We start from the raw sequence: 16182 nt of genomic DNA, 5'->3' as shown, positions 1-16182 counted from the left end.
GGGCGCTGATGCGCGGCGGCACCCGCCAGCGGCCCTCCTGGCGGAGCTTCCCGCTGATCGTGTGCAGCCGGAGCTCGGCTCCGGCGACCTCACCACCGGAGACGAGGGCGGATGAGGACTGCGGCAGGTCGGCCACCACCTGGTCCAGCTCGCCCAGGGTGCGTGCCGCGTAGGTGCGGTCGATCCGCTCGGTGAGCTCCTCAAAGTCGATCCGTCCCTCGCTGAGGGCGATCCTGAGCTGCTCGGCGACTCGCTCGCGGTCATCGTCCCCTGCGCGCACGTGCCGACGGTCGATCATCGCGTCCCCCTAGAGGCGTATGAAGGCACCGTGCGGCGAAAGGCCCTGAACTCGGCCGGCCCGGCAGACAGGGGTTGTGAGCCGACGCGCCATATGTGATCTTCGCGAGGACGACACATCCTGGAGTCACCGGACTGAGTGTATGGCCGTAAAGTACCGCTTTTCGCGCCACTGGTAGAAGCACCGGCCGTACGACATGGTCATGGACGGGTATCACCACGCCGTTCACTCCCGCAGTCCGCTACCGGGACACCTGGCTCACGCACGCCCGGTGGGTCCTGCCAGAGCATCTGGGCCTACCGTCTGCCACGGAAGCGCCGGAGTGTTGCTGTGCGCCGATGCAACAGGCAGCAACGGCACCGCGGACATCGCCGCCGACGCCCTGACCGCGCAGTACGACCCGCAGCTCCCGTTCTTCTTCCAGCACCACGACCACGGCCGGGTCACCGACGAACCGGGACTTCTGGTCGGTGCGGCCGGAATCGCCCTCGCTCTGGTTGATCGGAGCGGACTGGCCGCCCCCGAAGCACCCATCGCATGGACCGCCGCCCTCCTGCTGCCCACGCCGTTTCAATCCCCGTCCGACGCCACGATCGAAGGTAGATTCCCACGATGAATACCGACACCGACGTCCTTCAAACCGCCGGCCGGCTCCACGCCGACCTGATCGACCTCCTGCTCGCACGCGGAACGATCAGGTCCGCCCGAGTCGAGGCGGCGTTGCGATCGGTCCCCCGGCATCCCTTCGTACCCGGCGTCTCGCTGGAGACGGCTTACGCCCCCGATGACGCAGTCGTCACTCAACGGGACATCGCCGGTGCGGCGCTCAGTTCGGCGTCCGCGCCCGGGGTCGTCGCCTCGATGCTGGAGCAACTCGACGTCCAGCCCGGAGACCGCGTCCTGGAGATCGGCGCCGGGACCGGCTACAACGCCGCCCTCCTCGCCGAGCTGACGGGCCCGGAAGGGCACGTCGTCACCGTCGACATCGACACCGACATCGTCGACGGGGCCCGGACGGCTCTCGCCCGCACCGGGTACGGGCACGTCGAGGTGCTGTGCGGTGACGGTGCTGAGGGCTACGCCGGCTCCTACGATCGGATCATCGTCACCGCCGGAGCCTGGGACCTGCCCCCCGCGTGGTGGCAGCAGCTCGCCCCGGCCGGACGGCTCGCCGTGCCATTGCGGATCATCGGCGCGACGACCCGCTCCATCGCCTTCGACCGCCATGACGACCATCTGGTGAGCCGCTCCATGGTGACCTGCGGGTTCCTGGCCATGCGCGGCATAGGCGCCCGGCCAGAACCCTCCGTCACCCTCACTGAGGGTGTCACACTGCTCCTCGGCGACGGAAGCACCGCACCGCCCAACGCCCTCGCCCACGCACTCACCCAGGCCGCGACCCGCACCTGGTCGGGGATCTCGATCCGGTCAGGCCGGCCCTTCCAGGACCTCGACCTGTGGCTGGCGACCACCAGCCGTGGATTCTGCCGGATCGTCGCGCAACCGGAGGCCGTCGGCACAGACCTGGCGACACCGGCATTCCGGTGGGGCGGCGCGGCCGTGACCAACGAAACCGACTCCTTCGCCTATCTCACCATCCGGCCCAGCGAACCCGCCGACGACGGCCCCGTCTTCGAGCTCGGCGTTCGCGCCCACGGACCTCGCCGCCACGACCTCACGACCACGCTCCTGGAGCAGTTCGGGCATTGGGATACAAAGCACCGCGACACCACCCCCCGCATCGAGGCGCACCTCAAACCGTCCCAGGTCACCGCCACGACGGTCATCGACAAGCCCCACACGCTCCTGACCGTCACCTGGTGACCAGATGACCCCGGCGCTGCGCGAAGACTTCGCCCGCCGCTTCCCCCTCGTGCCCCGCGGCAGGCCTGCCTGCCACCGTCTGGACGTGCGCGTCCGCCAGGTCGCCGACCAGGTGGACACCGCGCCCCACGACCCGGCAGAAGCGGCGAGGATCGCGGCCGAAGCCCACAACCTCGGCGCGCTGATCGCCAGCGACTGCGGCCTGCCCTCCCTCGCCCGCGACCTGTGCTGGAAACAGTTCCACATCTTCCGCGACGCCCAGCCGTTCGACGCCACGGCAGCGAAACTCGCGCTGCAACCCCTCGTCAACCTCGGCCGCCTCCTTGCACGAGACGGCAACGGCACGGCCGCTCATCGCCTGATCGAGACGCTGTTCACCGCTGTGTGCCACCAGACGACCGTCACCCTCGACGACACGATCGCCGACCTCGGCAACCTCACCCGCACCCCCGACGACCACCGTGAAATCGTCCAATGGCTGTGGACCGTGCTCCTTGCCGACGGAACCCGAGCCCTGACCCAAGCGGGCAACTGGAGCCAAGCCCTCCAGCACGTCCAAGACCACCACGGCATCGGCCAGAGCCTCCTCGACGGCCGCCAAATCGCGATCATCGCCTACCACGCAGCCGGAGATCACCGGACCTCCGCACGTCTCCTGACGGAAACCATCACTCCCACTCCGTGGGAACAAACCGTGGCAGCCTGCCTGGCGGCCCTGACAGGCAACGACAACGGCAACACCGCCCGCATGGTGGACAACTATCTCGCGATCGGCGGCCCCCCTGCGCAGGTGGTCTTCCGCACCCGTCTGGGCCTGGCCGTCCTCGACCTCACCGACGACCGGTCCGCCCCACGCCTGGCCCACACGATCGAGACCGATGTACGGCAGTCGCGGGACGCCTATGCCGCCCGTGTGATCCTCGCCCACACCGGATGCGCATCCTTCATCCCCGCGTCGACGAGCAGGGCTCTGACCAGGCTCGTCGACGCCTCAGGTCTGGGAGCAGGAACCATGCCCAGCGAGATCTTGGACCGGTTCACGTTGGCGATGACCACCGCCGAAGCGTCACTCAGCGAGGCGCTCAGCGTCACGACTTGACCACCGAGGCGGCCGGTCGCGCGCCGTCCACCACGCCGTGCTGGAGGGCGCGCACGCCTGGGTCGCCGTCCACGACATCGAGCCCGGGGACGCCCTCGGGGCTACGACGTGAAGGCGGTGGTGCCCAGCAGGCGGTCGATCTGCGCCTGGTCGCACTTGGCGGGCGGGCAGAAGAACGTGATCAGCGTCACCGGGCGGCCCTGGCCCCTGTTCACGATGTAGACGACCAGGTCCAGGCGGCCCTGCTGGCCGGGGTCGTTGACGACGCCCGTGAGCCGGAACGCCGGGCTGCCCGCGACCGTGGCCGAGGTCGGCGCCGAGGCGAAGTCGGCCGGGCCCGGCAGGACGAAGCTCAGGCTGCGCTTGAGCGTCTCGGGGGCGTCGGAGGTGTTGATCGTCTCGTTGTTCTCGGCGAAGACGCCGGTCGCGCGGTCGGGCTGGGAGGCGAGCAGGGCGTTCACCGCCGTCCAGTCCGAGGCGATCGGCACGGAGAACAGCGCGTCGAACTCGGCCGCGGCCGGGGAGACGATCACGTACTCGTCGGTGTGCGTGCGCGCCTCCCACCCGCCGGGGTACTCGAACGCCACCTGCGCCGCCGAGGTGCCCGGGTACTGTTTGTACCCCACGGGAGCCGGGCCGCCGCCCTGGCCGAGCAGCAGCGTGGCGGCGACCGCCACCGAGACCAGCACCGCTCCCGCACCGATCAGGACGCCGGCCGGGAGGCGGCGTTTCCTGACGTCGGGCCGGGCTCCCGGCGGGTGGGTGGCCGAGCCGGGGCCCGCCCGGTCGAGACCGGGCGGGACGGTGCCGCCGTGCGGGCGGCCCGAGGGCGTGGTGAAGGGCGGCGTGGACTGGGACTGGACGGGCGTCGCCGGTCCGGGCCACGCGCCCCCGGGGCCCTGCGGCACGGGGACCGGTCCTGCCTGCTGGGGCGGCCACGATGACGGGCGTCCGTCCGCCCCGTCCGCCCCGACGGCCTGGTGCGGCGGCCACGACGGGCGGCCGTCCGGGCCGGTCGCCTGCCGCGGCGGCCAGGAGGACCGTCCGTCCGGCGGGCCGGGGTGCTGGTCGTCCCCGCTGATCGCGTCGCGCAGCGCCGCCACGAACCCCCGGCAGGTGTCGAACCGCTCGTCGGGGGATTTGGCCAGGGCGCGGGTCATCACCTGGTTGACGGCGTGCGGCAGGTCGGGCCGGTACGGGGTGAGCGGCGGCGGGTCGTGCGAGACGTGCGCGTACAGCAGCGCCAGCTCGGTGTCCCGCTGGAACGGCGGCTGCCCGCTGAGCGCCTCGTACACCACGCAGGCGAACGCGTACAGGTCGCTGCGCCCGTCCACGGCCTGGCCGCGGATCTGCTCGGGGGCGACGTAGCGCGGCGTGCCCATGAAGTGGCCCTGGCTGGTCAGGCCCGCCTCGGAGTAGGTGCTCTTGGTCAGCCCGAAGTCGGTCAGGTAGACGTGCTCGGGGCCGCGCCCGGACTCCTCGGTGACGAGGATGTTCGCCGGCTTCACGTCCCGGTGCACGAGCCCCTGCTGGTGGGCCGCGTCCAGCGCCGAGGCCATCTGCGAGAACAGTGCGTAGGCGCGCGCCACCGGCATCGGGCCGCTCTCGTGGATGAGCCGGCGCAGGTCGGCGCCCTCGACGAACCGCATGGCGATGAACAGCAGGTCGCCGCTGTCGCCCGCCTCGTAGATCGGGATGATGTTGGGATGGTCGATGCCCGCCACCAGCCGTGACTCGCGCACGAACCGGTCGCGGAAGCGCTGGTCCTGCGAGAGCTGCGGCGCCAGCACCTTCAGCGCGACCGTACGGCCGAGCCGCTGGTCGCGGGCGCGGTAGACGGTCGCCATGCCCCCGCGGCCGACCACCCCTTCCACGAGGTAGTCGGCCACCTGGGAGCCGATCAGTGGCGGCATCGAGAATCCTTGTTCGCTCATCGCCCCCCCGGGGCTACTTGTTCGCTCATCGGTCCACCGGGTGGCCGCAGAAACCGCAGAACCGGTGCGCCTGGCCGAGGCGCATGCCGCACTGCGTGCAGAACCGCGCCTGCCCGCCCTCGGCGACGGCCCCGCCCCCGGCATGCCCGGCCCCGGTGTGCGGCGTCCCGGTGTGCGGGGGCCCCGTGTGTCCCGCCGGTCCGGTCCCCTGGCCCTCGCCGGCGGGCCCGGCGGCCGGCATCGCCTGCGTGCCCTGGGACGGCCACACGTAGACGCCGGCCATCGCGTCCGGCGGCGGCTCGTCCCCACCGGCGTTCGCCCGCCGCCTGCGCCGCAGCGCCAGCGGCGCCGCGATCGCCACCGCCACCCCGGCGGCCACCACCCCGATCGCGACGGGCAGCATCGGCGACACGCCCGTCACGCTCCTGGCGGGCGCGGCCCCGGGCGTCGTCCCTCCGGACGGCGCGGTGCGGTTCGCGCGGGCGACGCGCAGGTGGTCCTGGGCCACGGCGTGGTCGGGCCGCAGCCGGAGCACCTGCTCGAAGACGGGGATCGCGTTGGCGTAGAACTTGTTGTGGTACGACGCGAGCGCGGTCTCGTACACGACGTCGACCGGCCCCCTGCGCGCCGTCACGCCCGCCGCGACCAGCGCCGCCCGCACGTCGTCCACGGGAGTCAGCGTCTCCGGGCTCGAACCGCCGCCGGTGATCAGGCCCACGACCTCGCTCTTGCCGTCGTCGATCACCGCTGCGCCCTCGCCGTCGCCGGAGAGGAAGGCGTCGAGCTTCTCCCGCTCGGCCGCCTTGAACGTGCGCCCGCCGGGCGGGTCGAGGTGGGCGGTCTGCAGCTTGGGGGGCGCCTTGGCGCTCGGACGGGCGGGCAGGCCCGCGACGTCGACGGACTCGATGCCGCTGCCGAGCGTCGTGCCGAGCGGGACCGTCGGCAGCGTGGCGTCCTCGCCGCCCTTGGTGAGCTTGAGCACGGCGGGCGCCCCCGGCGAGGAGCCGAAGTGCAGCAGCTCGGCCGGGTAGCCCTCCGGCGCGGGCGGGTCGGCGTACGGGAAGACGGTGACGTTGGTGGTGACGGTGGCCGAGCAGGTGGAGTTGCGCCCCTGCGGCGGGTAGCAGGCCCGCAGGCGGGCGTTCAGGTCGGGGTCCTTCAGCTTGTGCTCGGCGAAGTCCGCGGGGATCTTCACCTTGAAGTACTCGGCGAAGATCTTGTTGGCGGCGTAGACGCTCGGGTCCTTCTCGGTCTGGACGACGCCGGTCGCGGTCACCACGACGCCGTCGGGGGCCACGGTGAACCCGCTGCCGGTGCCGACCGGCATCTCGTACTCGCGCACGACGCGGCGGATGGTGCTCCGGTCGTCGAAGAGCGTGATCGACACGTGGGCCCGGGCCTCGACGCGGGCCGTTCCAGGGGTCACGCGGTCGGTGGAGCCGCTGGGGTGGGGGTGCAGGGCCGCGGCGTGCGCCGCGGGAACCGTGAGCCCGGTGAGCACGCTGAGGCCGAGCGATCCGAGGACGCCGAACCCCGCGACGAGGTGGTGCAGGCGGGGCATTTCCGCCTCCTGTTCCGGACCGAGGGTGATTCCAGGGTCGCAGCGCGGAGTGCGGCGTTCAAGGCCGATACGGCCGCTGTCACGCAGTTGCAATCGCGTGTTGAACGATCTGCGACCGCACCAATGATCTAGGGGGCGCTTGAAGCCCGCTTGTAGGTCACTTGCGGAGGCCCCGGCGGCGATGGTGGCGGCCCGGATCGGGCGTTAGGGTCCAGGCCACGGCCACAACGATCAGCACGCGAGGCGATATCTACGCCCACGAGATCGCCTTGGTAACCTGCTTTCCCTCAGTTCTTCCAGTACGCGGTGGACGCGGACACCGGTGGTGACCTCTGGTTCTTTACCACCGGCGGCGCGGTGACATCATCCCCGGCGGTGGCGAAAGGCGTGGTCTCCTTCGGCAGCGCGGACCGTAAGTTGTACGCAGTCGCGACGTGAAGGTCGGCTGCCAACGCGCAACCAGACAAGGAACGCGCTCACATCCCCGCCCGCAGTTGAGTATTGACCCCTTTAGGGCGATAAGTCGGTTCAGGCCGGAGTGTGAGCGGTGCGACGGGGCTGGATCTAGGATTGTGACGCATGTGGATGCGTTGGTCGGCTGCCGTGGTGTTCGTGCTGCTTCCGACGGTGTTGGCATATGTCGGGGGACCGCTCATCGCGAGCACGGGGATGTTTTATTACGACATATCCGTGCGTGACGGGATCGGGGTCTTCTCGCTGGCGCAGGGGCTCGGCGCCGGGTACCTGGGTTCGGCGGTCTTCGATGCGGCGGTGGCGGTACTGCACGTGGAGATTTTCACGATCGGTTTCGCGCTGCCGGCGGTTCTGGTCTTCGCCGCGTTCCTGTGGCGGGGACGTCGCTTCACCAGGGCCGTGGTCTGGCTGCTGGGCGTCCTCGCAGTGGCCAATCTCGGCGCCAACCTGGTCGCCCTTTTCTCGGATTTTTCGGTATGCCCGCCGTTGGGTGACCATGAGTCCGCCTGCTACCGGGGCGCCGGGGCAACACCGTTCTTCCTCTACGCCCCGGCCTACGCCCTCGCCGCCTACCTGCTGGCAACCCTCGCCACTGCCAAGACCGACGCTGACGCCACACGATCACCCGTCCCATGATCCCCTGCACCAAGCCGCTCCTTGCAGACCTCCCACTCGATCGAGCTGCTGTCCGGTCGCTGACCAGCTCGCCGAGCACGGTTTGCACGGAAGATCACAAATGTCAAGATTTCGATAAAGAATCTTGGATGTTAGCTTCCTTGTGCGCAATGTCCATGTGATCCCCGCACCATCGTGCGGACTGCAGGCATGCCCAAAGGGGTTGTTTGTGAGTTTCTTCGCGATGGGATGGCGTCCAACCGCGTCTCCGCATCGGAGGAAGGCCCGCGGCCTCCTCATCCCCGTCCTGGCGGTTTCGGTGACACTGGGAGTGGGCCTCTCGCCCCTTCCGGCCCGGGCGGAACCCGCGCCGTTACGTCTGGCCAGCGCCCCTGAGCCGACGCCACAGCCGGGCGGGGAGCTGGTCGTCGACAAGTTCATCGCCTCCGCCCAGACCAAGGCGGCCAAGGCCGGCCAGCGCGTCGAGGTACCCGGGCACCAGACCGAGTCCAGCACCGTCTACGCCAACCCCGACGGCAAGACCCTGCGCATGGAGCTCTACACCGAGCCCATCCGGGTGAAGAAGCCCGACGGCGAAGGCTTCACCCCCATTGACACCACCCTGGTCCAGCGTGACGGCGTCATCGAGCCCAAAGCTGTCCTGGGCAAGCTGGCCCTGTCCGCGGGCGGCGACCGCACCCTGCTGCGCAGCGACTCCGAACGCTCGGCCGCCAGCGTATCGGCCCCATCCAAGCTTCCCAAGCCGCTGCTGAAGGGCAACACGGCCACCTACCGGTCCGCGTACGGCCAGGGCGTGGACCTCCAGGTCACCGCCACCGTGACTGGATTCCGCCAGAAGATCGTCATCGGGAGCCGCCCCACCGGGCCGCTCCGCTTCCGCCTGCCCGTAGACCTGCCGGAGGGCATGTCCTTCACCGCCGACGCCGCCGGTCGGCCGTCCCTGATGTCGGGCGGCGAGAAGGTCCTGGACCTGCGCCCCGGCATACTGCTGGACGCCGTCGCCGAGGCCCCGGACGCCCCGATCGATGGCGGACGTCCCGGCAAGGCCCCCGTCACCCTCGAACCGGGCACCTCGACACTCGTGTACGCTCCCGACCCGGCCTTTCTCGCCGGCCCGGCGGTCACCTACCCGGTGACGCTCATGGCGGTCGACTCGGACTGGTGGGAACCGGACATCGCCGACGGCGGCTCCGACACCTTCATCAACAACGACGCCTGGATGTACAGCGCCGACGGCTTCAACCTGGATCGCATCCTGGTCCGCAAGTCCAATAGCGGCAGCGTGCGCTGGCGCAGCTACCTCAAGTTCCCCGACATCCCGCACGACTCGCCGCTGCGCCAGGGCACGGTGCAGAACGCGGACCTGACGCTGTGGAACCACCAGTCCAACAGCTGCGGCGACGTGGTCGGCTCTGGCGTCATCGCCCGGCGGGTCACTTCCCCGTGGGACGAACTGTCGCTCCACTGGAACGCCCAGCCGACGGTCACCAACGCGGGCTCGAACGTCGAGTTCGGGGCGTACAGTCCCGACTGCGCGCTGGGCGGCTGGGCGGCCAAGGAGTGGTACCTGATCCACTCGGTCAACGGGATCGTCCAGGAGTGGGCGGACGGCGCCCCCAACTACGGCATCCAACTCGCCGCCGGGAACGAGAACGACCTGACCAACTGGCGGCGTTACCGCACCCAGGAGTACACCTGCTGTAGCCCCGGCGCCCACCCGCCGAAGCTGACCGTGGACTTTGAGCCCGGCCAGCGCCTGCGCCTGGTGTTCGGCCTCGACGAACGCCCCTCGGACCTGCCCACCTACGACGAGGCCGCCGCGAACGCCATCGAGCCGGGCGAGGAGGACCTGCCGCCGATGACGGTCGCCGCCTCCATCGAGCACAACGACGCGCCCGGCGTCGCCTACGAGGTGCGCCCGAACAACCTGAAGCCGCTGGCGGGCGGCGAGTGGAGCGTCATGGACCCCGACGTGGGCGACGACGAGCCGCCGACGGTGGTGGCCGTCAGCCCGGTGGCCGACGCCACAGCGGTGCCCGTGGACCAGCAGGTCACGGTCACGTTCAGCGAACCGGTGGACGAGACCGCGTTCACGCTGAAGACGGCCGCCGGAGTCCCGGTCACTGGCACCACGGTGATGGACGAGGCCAAACTCCAGCTCACCTTCACCCCGGGCGCGCCGCTGGCGGAGGGCACGGTGTACATGGCCGAGGTGGCCGACGCCATGGACCTGTGGGAGAACGACCTGGCGACCCACACCTGGTCGTTCACCACGGTGGACAGCGGCGAGCGCGGGCGCTGGAACTTCGACGAGGGCGAGGGGGAGACGGCGGCCGACTCCTCCGGGCGCGGCAAGGACGCGACCCTGACCGGCACCGCGAACTGGACCACCGGCAAGAACGGGAACGCCGTCTCCAACACGAAGGCCGAGGCGTTCGCCGCCGCCCGGGCGGAAGCCGTACGCCAGGGCCAGCCGGTCGAGGTCGCCGGAGCCACGACCGCGACCAGCGTCACCCACGCCGAGCCGGACGGGAAGCGCTTCACCACCACGATCACTTCGGGGCCGACGCGGAGCCGCGTGGACGGCCGCTGGGTTCCGATCGACACCTCCCTAGTTGAGCGGGACGGAGCGCTCAGGCCCCAGGCGATCGACGCTCGGGTGGATGTGCAGGTCTCCACCGGAGGCACCGGTGCGTTCGTGGCGATGGCCACTGAAGAGCGGCGGTACGCGCTGACCTGGCCGACCGTGCTGCCCAGGCCGACGGTCAAGGGCAACGTGGCCACCTACGCCAATGCGGCCGGTAAGGGTGCGGATCTGGTGGTGACGGTGCTGCCGACGGGGTTCCGGCATGACGTGGTGCTGCGCGAGCGGCCCGCCAAGCCGCTGGAGCTGAGGATCGGTGTGGAGACCGGCAGGCTGACCCTTCTGGAGGGCAAGGACGGAGGTCTGCTGCTGAAGGCCGCGAAGGATGGCAAACCGGTGGCTTCGGCGCCGGAACCGGTGATGTGGGACACCCCATCCGGGCGGCAGGGCACTCCAGGCGGGTTCCGCAAGCGCGGGAAGATTAGCACCGACGTGGTCACAAACGGCGGCAGGCAGGTGCTGGTACTCCGCCCGGATGCCCGTTACCTGGCCGACGCCGCGACGAAGTATCCGGTCACGATCGACCCGACGACGACGCTGCCCCTGACCACCGACACCACGGTCTTCCAGGGGGAGACCCGCTCGTACGCGGGCGAGACGTACATGGCCGCCGGGGCCTCCGGAGATCCCCTGTTCGGTATCCCGTTTCAGCTCAGTCGTGCCCACATGAAGTTCGACACGTCCGCTCTCTCAGGCGTGACCGTGTCCACCGCCTCATTGCAGGCATACCGGCATGCCGTCAACACGCTCTTCCCCTGCTCCTCTTCTTCGGGGATCATCGCGGCGCGCGTCACAGCTGCCTGGAACCCGGCGACGCTCACGTGGGCGAACAAGCCAGCCACCACGACGACGGGACAGGTCACCACCTCCGAGACCGGCAACTGCGCCGCCGGGCAGTACATGAGCTGGCCCGTCACGGCGATCGCACAAGCCTGGGCATCCGGCACCGCCAACCACGGCGTGGAACTGCGCGGCGTCAGTGAGAGCGCGAACGCCAACTATCAGGTCTACTTCAACACCAGCGAGTACGGAGGCGGCCATCCTCCCACGTTGAACGTGACCTACACCATTCCGTCCGCGCCAACGGTGAGTGGCTTGGCGATCACACCGGCGACGCAGCAGTCTGGGACGACGATCGCGACATCTCTCACTCCGCAGCTCGCGGCCACAGTTTCCGACACCGCGGGCAGCGGCTTGACCGGGCAGTTCGAGGTCGAGCACGACCCCGCCGCGACTGGGCAGGGCACCGGCCAGATCTGGACCGGGAGCCTCGGCAACGTCCCAGCCGACACCCAGGCGAACATCACCGTCCCAGCGGACACGCTGACCGACGGGTGGACGGTACGCTGGCGGGCCCGCGCGGTCTCGGCCACCGCCGCCTCCGCCTGGTCGGACTGGCAGTCCTTCATCGTCAGCGTGCCCAAGCCCACTGCCACCGGCCTGACCATCATCCCGTCGAAGGTGGTGGACGGCGTGACGGTGGCCACCACGCTCACCCCCACGCTGAAGGCCACCCTCACCCACCCGACCGGCCAGGCCATCCGCGCCGAAGCCGAGATCGAGCACGACCCGGCCGCGCCGGAAGGGCAGGGCACCGGGCAGATCTGGACTGGGAGCGTGGTCGACGTCGCCTCCGGCACCCAGGCCGGCATCACGGTACCGGCGGGCGAACTGACTGACGGATGGAAGGTGCGCTGGCGCTTCCGCGCGGTCACCGAACAGGCCGCCTCGGCCTGGTCGGACTGGCAGCAGGTCACCATCGACGTCACCCAGCCCGGTGAGGAACCTCTGGCCCAGACCGCAGGACCGGTGATCCGCACCGACCAGAGCTTCACCGCCGCCGCGTGGTTACGGTGGAACGACAAGGAGGGCGACTACCAGATCATCGAGCAGCGGGGCACGAACCGGGCGCCATTCCGGCTCGGCAACATGCCCGAGCACGGGCTGGTGTTCACGCTCGCCGACAGCGACACCGCCGGGGCGGCGATGGACGGGGTGCTCTCCGGGGTCGAGCCGCCGGTCGATCAGTGGTTCCACCTCGCCGGTGTGTACGACGCCGACGCGGACACGGTCACGCTGTACCTGGACGGCGAGGCGATTGATTCGGCCCCGATCGGGTTCGACCCCTGGCACGCCGAGTCGGCCATGACCCTGGGCACCCGCATGCTGGGCGACCTGGACGAGGCCCGCGTCTACCAGCGGGCACTGTCCGCCGAGGCCGTCGCGGGGCTGCTGGCCGAGCCCGCCGTTCAGAAGGCGCCCGCGGTCGAGAAGGCCGAAACCAAGGCCGGAACGACGGCTGAGGCCGCCGCGGCCGTGCTACCCGGGTTCGACTACGAGCGGCACGACCTGGACACCTGCAACGACAAGCTGATCCCAAGTGGGCTGGTCTACACGGCGGAAGGGTTCCGGGAGCTCAAGCCGTACAGCGGCTGCTGGACCAAGTGGCTGGGCTGGGGCGAATGGGACGTCGACCGGAAGAAGAGCGTAGCCGCCGGGAAGCCGATCCCCGTCCCCGATCCGGACGACGCCGTGGTAGCCGAGACGACCGTGGTCATGCACACCTACCTCGGCAACGCCGACGGGACGGGCGTGGTCGGCGGCGGCTCCCACAACCCGCGGGACATCTCCGTCTGGACCAAGGTCAAGGACGTACGGGCGTTTGATGACGGCCAGCCGACGACCAAGTTCGACAACGACTACATGAGACTGGAGGTCACCGCCGACGAGGGCGAGGACAGCGGGGACTGCGTGCGCCGGGCGAGCGACACCGACCGCCGGGCCAAGGTCGGAACCTGGCGGGCGGGCACCGCCTACGACGACTACGTGTTCACCTCCCTGCCCAAAGCGGGCGACGACGCGTCGATCGACATCTGTGAGATCTCCCCCAAGCTCTACTACGAGGACCGCTGGGGGCCCCTCGACGGAGAGATCGCCTTGTGGAACAAGCCCGAGAGGCGCGTCTACCGGTACAGCCAGGTTCCCCGGGTCCGCTGTGACAACAGCAAAATGGGGAACAAGGTCGGCTCGGACGAGTACCGCCACAAGAAGGCATGCGTGTTTGGCTCGGCCAACCGGATCTTCACCATGTCGCTGAGCGACACGAACATCACCGGCGCGGCCCTGCACAACTTCATGGCCATGAACTTCCCCAACGCCACGCGCCCGGAGTTGCTGGACAGCGACGGGAACCTCCTGAACAAGGACATTCCTGGCGACTACGGGCCGGGATCGGAGCCCAAGGACAAGGAGAACTTCCTACGGCGCGGCACGGCTTCTCCCAGCGCCGATGCTAAGGCCTGGGTACGCGAGAACCGGACCAAGATCTCCACACCCTGTAGGCACGAGCGTACCCGCCTCGAAGGGCAAGAAGTAGTCGTCAAGAAGACACTGGAATGCGATGAGTTCCCCTACGCCAGCAGCAAACAGGGCGCCAAGGACGCCAACGGGCACTACTCGATCATGTACATCCCGAAACTTCAGAACAACATCCACGGGCGGTACCTGTCGGCGTTCTACTCGCGCTATCGCGTGGGCACCGACAACAAGTTCTGGGTGAGAATCGTGGACTAAGTGATCCACTAGCAGAATAATCGCGACACTGCTCTGGCGCGGCCCGCTTCCCGGCGTGCCGCGCCAGAGTGTTTCCTTGATCCGAACAGGACTCGACCATGGCTTTCCCCAACGAGCGTTACGACCTGCTCAACGAGTACGAACTGCACGACGTCTTCGTCGGCGCTTGGTGCAAGGGCCTGAGCGTCGCCGAGGCCGCGGCGCGGTTGCGGGCCGATCCCGACTCGGCCACCGAGTGTGTGTGGGCGGAGATCGGCGACGGCCTGGGCGAGCTGGACGCGAAAACCGGCGTGGTGTGGATCGGCGAGCAGGCCCCCGGCTGGACGCAGATCATCCAGTACGCGGGCCTGCACATCGGCATGAACGAGCCGCAGCTGGAGCTGTCGGACGGCGGCGCGCTCCTCTACCTGGGCTGGCCGCTGCTGGAACTGGAGGGCCCGGAGGATCTCGAGTACGTGGTGGACGGGCGTGCACTCACGAGCCTGTCCCTGGCCGACCCCGACGTCAGGTTCGGCCCCGAGCCCGGCGCGCTGGACCGGTACATGGACGGGCTGCCCCTGGACCTGGAAACCCCGGTGGACGAGCTGCTCGACGCCGCTTTCCAGCTCGTCGGCCGGGTCGCCGGACGGGAACTGGACGCCGACTGGCTGCGCGGCAGCCACACGCGGTACGTCATCCCGGCCGCCGCCTGGGACCTGACGTAGCGGTCGGTCACTGGCCGCGCCATGCCGTCGAGTGCGGCATCGACCGGCAGCCTGGCCCTAGGCTCATCCTGTCTGAGTAGGCCGTCGCGACAGGTCAGTACCTTCCCGTGGCGTCGGTACCGCGGGTGGGCCCTGGCCGCGCAGCTGGTCCATTCATCGGGCTGGACGATCGAGTTCTACGACCGCCAAGGCATGACCGAACGCTTCATGCCACCCCCGAACCACCTGCCTGGGGGAAGACCGGGGGAAGCTGACACCCGAGTGAGGGGCCGTCTAGGGTCGCTTGAAGGGCGCTTGTGGGTCACTTGGGGACGTCTTGGCGGCGATGGTGGCGGCGCGGATCGGGCGTTAGGGTCCAGGTCATGGCCACATCGAGCGGCCATGAGAGCCGAAGGAGCGCCCGTATGACCGTTCGCGTCGTCGTGGCCGACGACCAGGCCATGGTGCGCGCCGGGCTGCGCATGGTCGTGGAGTCCGAGCCAGGCATGGAGGTCGTCGGCGAGGCCGCGGACGGTGCCGAGGCCGTCGCCCTGGCCCGCCGCCTGCGTCCCGACGTCGTCCTCATGGACATCTCGATGCCCGTCATGGACGGCCTGACCGCCGCGCGGCGCGTCCTCGGCGACCCGGACCCGCCCCGGATCATCATTCTGACCACGTTCGACACCGACGAGAATCTCTACGCCGCGCTGCGGGCGGGCGCGAGCGGGTTCCTGCTCAAGGTGTCGCCGCCCGAGCAGCTCGTGGAGGCCGTCCGGGTGGTCGCCGCCGGGGACGCCCTGCTCGACCCGGCCGTGACCACCCGCGTCATCGCCTCCTTCGCGGGCAGGCACGAGCCGGTCAGGCCGTCCAGCCTGGACGAGCTCACCCGGCGGGAGCTGGAGGTGCTGCGCCATCTGGCCCGCGGCCTCACCAACGCCGAGATCGCGGGGGAGCTGTTCGTCGGGGAGGCCACGGTCAAGACCCACGTCGCCCGGGTGCTCATGAAGCTCGGCCTGCGCGACCGCGCTCAGGCGGTGGTGTTCGCGTACGAGTCCGGGGTGGTGCGGCCGGGGGCGGCGGGATAGTACGAGGCCCAGCCCTCGTTGCCCAGCCTCAGCACCTTCACGCCGAGGTACCCGAGCACGACCAGGTTGCCGCCGCTCCACAGCAGGCTGGCCGGGCCGTACTCGACGACGTAGATCGAGCCCCAGGCGACGAGGCCCACGACCCGCGCCGGTGGCGTACCGGCGGAAGCCGATGGAGTCGGAGGGTCTCATCATGACGGTTCCATTCGGGTTCCCTGGTGGCTCAGGGGTCGGGTCGGTTCCGCGGCGGCGGGGACGACGGCCCGGCTGCCGTCCCCGGGGCGGGGGGACACGGCGGCTGACCGTGCCGGACAGGACGGTACGGGGCCGGGGCCGGGCGGGGCGTCCGCCGGGCGGGTGATCCGTAGTCC

Annotated in this window: 12 protein-coding genes; 8 read left to right on the top strand and 4 right to left on the bottom strand. The window is 70.0% G+C overall.

Translation table 11 applies throughout. The annotated features are described in order from the left end of the window. The coding region (locus tag AB0M95_RS25850; protein WP_363769464.1) for a DUF1707 domain-containing protein at positions 1-298 on the bottom strand (298 nt) is incomplete at its 3' end. 196 nt (positions 299-494) lie between these two features. Between AB0M95_RS25850 and AB0M95_RS25845 the strand changes: the two genes are divergently transcribed. Genes AB0M95_RS25845 through AB0M95_RS25835 form a run of 3 tightly spaced genes read left to right on the top strand, consistent with a single transcriptional unit; the run spans position 495 to position 3221 of the window. Continuing rightward, positions 495-914 carry a lanthionine synthetase LanC family protein gene (locus AB0M95_RS25845; RefSeq protein ID WP_363769461.1) on the top strand — a complete coding sequence of 140 codons (420 nt, stop codon included), beginning with the start codon at positions 495-497 and terminating at the stop codon, positions 912-914. Further along, positions 911-2122, top strand: coding sequence for a methyltransferase, FxLD system (fxlM, locus tag AB0M95_RS25840; RefSeq protein ID WP_363769458.1), 1212 nt, complete (start codon positions 911-913; stop codon positions 2120-2122). Before AB0M95_RS25845 ends, fxlM begins: the two co-directional genes overlap by 4 nt. 4 nt (positions 2123-2126) lie before the next feature. Then, a complete protein-coding gene (locus AB0M95_RS25835) occupies positions 2127-3221 on the top strand; it encodes a hypothetical protein (RefSeq protein ID WP_363769455.1) in 1095 nt (364 codons plus the stop codon). Between the two features lie 101 nt (positions 3222-3322). Here AB0M95_RS25835 and AB0M95_RS25830 read toward each other — a convergent pair whose 3' ends face one another. After that, positions 3323-5134: a protein kinase gene (locus tag AB0M95_RS25830; protein WP_363769452.1), complete on the bottom strand. Its 1812-nt coding sequence runs from the start codon at positions 5132-5134 to the stop codon at positions 3323-3325. A 46-nt stretch (positions 5135-5180) separates the two neighbouring features. Then, a complete protein-coding gene (locus AB0M95_RS25825; protein WP_363769449.1) occupies positions 5181-6716 on the bottom strand; it encodes a hypothetical protein in 1536 nt (511 codons plus the stop codon). Between the two features lie 306 nt (positions 6717-7022). Here AB0M95_RS25825 and AB0M95_RS25820 point away from each other — a divergent pair, with 306 nt between their 5' ends. The 5 genes from AB0M95_RS25820 (at position 7023) to AB0M95_RS25800 (ending at position 15811) form a co-directional block, all read left to right on the top strand. Continuing rightward, entirely contained in the window at positions 7023-7154 is a 132-nt protein-coding gene (locus AB0M95_RS25820) for a PQQ-binding-like beta-propeller repeat protein (RefSeq protein ID WP_363769446.1), read from the top strand. Positions 7155-7295: 141 nt separating this feature from the next. Continuing rightward, positions 7296-7826, top strand: a complete 531-nt coding sequence (locus AB0M95_RS25815) for a hypothetical protein (protein WP_363769443.1) — start codon at positions 7296-7298, stop codon at positions 7824-7826. A 298-nt stretch (positions 7827-8124) separates the two neighbouring features. Beyond that, positions 8125-14043, top strand: a complete 5919-nt coding sequence (locus tag AB0M95_RS25810) for a DNRLRE domain-containing protein (RefSeq protein WP_363769440.1) — start codon at positions 8125-8127, stop codon at positions 14041-14043. A gap of 98 nt (positions 14044-14141) precedes the next feature. Then, positions 14142-14747, top strand: a complete 606-nt coding sequence (locus AB0M95_RS25805; RefSeq protein WP_363769438.1) for a hypothetical protein — start codon at positions 14142-14144, stop codon at positions 14745-14747. 404 nt (positions 14748-15151) lie between these two features. After that, positions 15152-15811 (top strand): response regulator transcription factor, encoded by a 660-nt coding sequence (locus AB0M95_RS25800; protein WP_363769435.1) that lies wholly within the window; start codon positions 15152-15154, stop codon positions 15809-15811. Here the strand turns inward: AB0M95_RS25800 and AB0M95_RS25795 are convergent. Beyond that, positions 15754-15951, bottom strand: coding sequence for a hypothetical protein (locus tag AB0M95_RS25795; RefSeq protein ID WP_363769433.1), 198 nt, complete (start codon positions 15949-15951; stop codon positions 15754-15756). The two genes, AB0M95_RS25800 and AB0M95_RS25795, sit on opposite strands and share 58 nt — an antisense overlap. Positions 15952-16182 lie beyond the last annotated feature (231 nt).

The organism is Sphaerisporangium sp. NPDC051017, from assembly GCF_040683095.1.
Classification (GTDB): domain Bacteria; phylum Actinomycetota; class Actinomycetes; order Streptosporangiales; family Streptosporangiaceae; genus Sphaerisporangium.
Note: the sequence above shows the minus strand (reverse complement) of the source record. Positions and strands in the feature narration are given on the sequence as shown.

Bases quoted from the DNA above. Each gene is read 5' to 3' on its own strand.
- AB0M95_RS25845 (WP_363769461.1), top strand. From the start codon at position 495: ATGGTCATGGACGGGTATCACCACGCCGTTCACTCCCGCAGTCCGCTA.
- fxlM (WP_363769458.1), top strand. From the start codon at position 911: ATGAATACCGACACCGACGTCCTTCAAACCGCCGGCCGGCTCCACGCC.
- AB0M95_RS25835 (WP_363769455.1), top strand. From the start codon at position 2,127: ATGACCCCGGCGCTGCGCGAAGACTTCGCCCGCCGCTTCCCCCTCGTG.
- AB0M95_RS25830 (WP_363769452.1), bottom strand. From the start codon at position 5,134: ATGCCGCCACTGATCGGCTCCCAGGTGGCCGACTACCTCGTGGAAGGG.
- AB0M95_RS25825 (WP_363769449.1), bottom strand. From the start codon at position 6,716: ATGCCCCGCCTGCACCACCTCGTCGCGGGGTTCGGCGTCCTCGGATCG.
- AB0M95_RS25815 (WP_363769443.1), top strand. From the start codon at position 7,296: ATGTGGATGCGTTGGTCGGCTGCCGTGGTGTTCGTGCTGCTTCCGACG.
- AB0M95_RS25805 (WP_363769438.1), top strand. From the start codon at position 14,142: ATGGCTTTCCCCAACGAGCGTTACGACCTGCTCAACGAGTACGAACTG.
- AB0M95_RS25800 (WP_363769435.1), top strand. From the start codon at position 15,152: ATGACCGTTCGCGTCGTCGTGGCCGACGACCAGGCCATGGTGCGCGCC.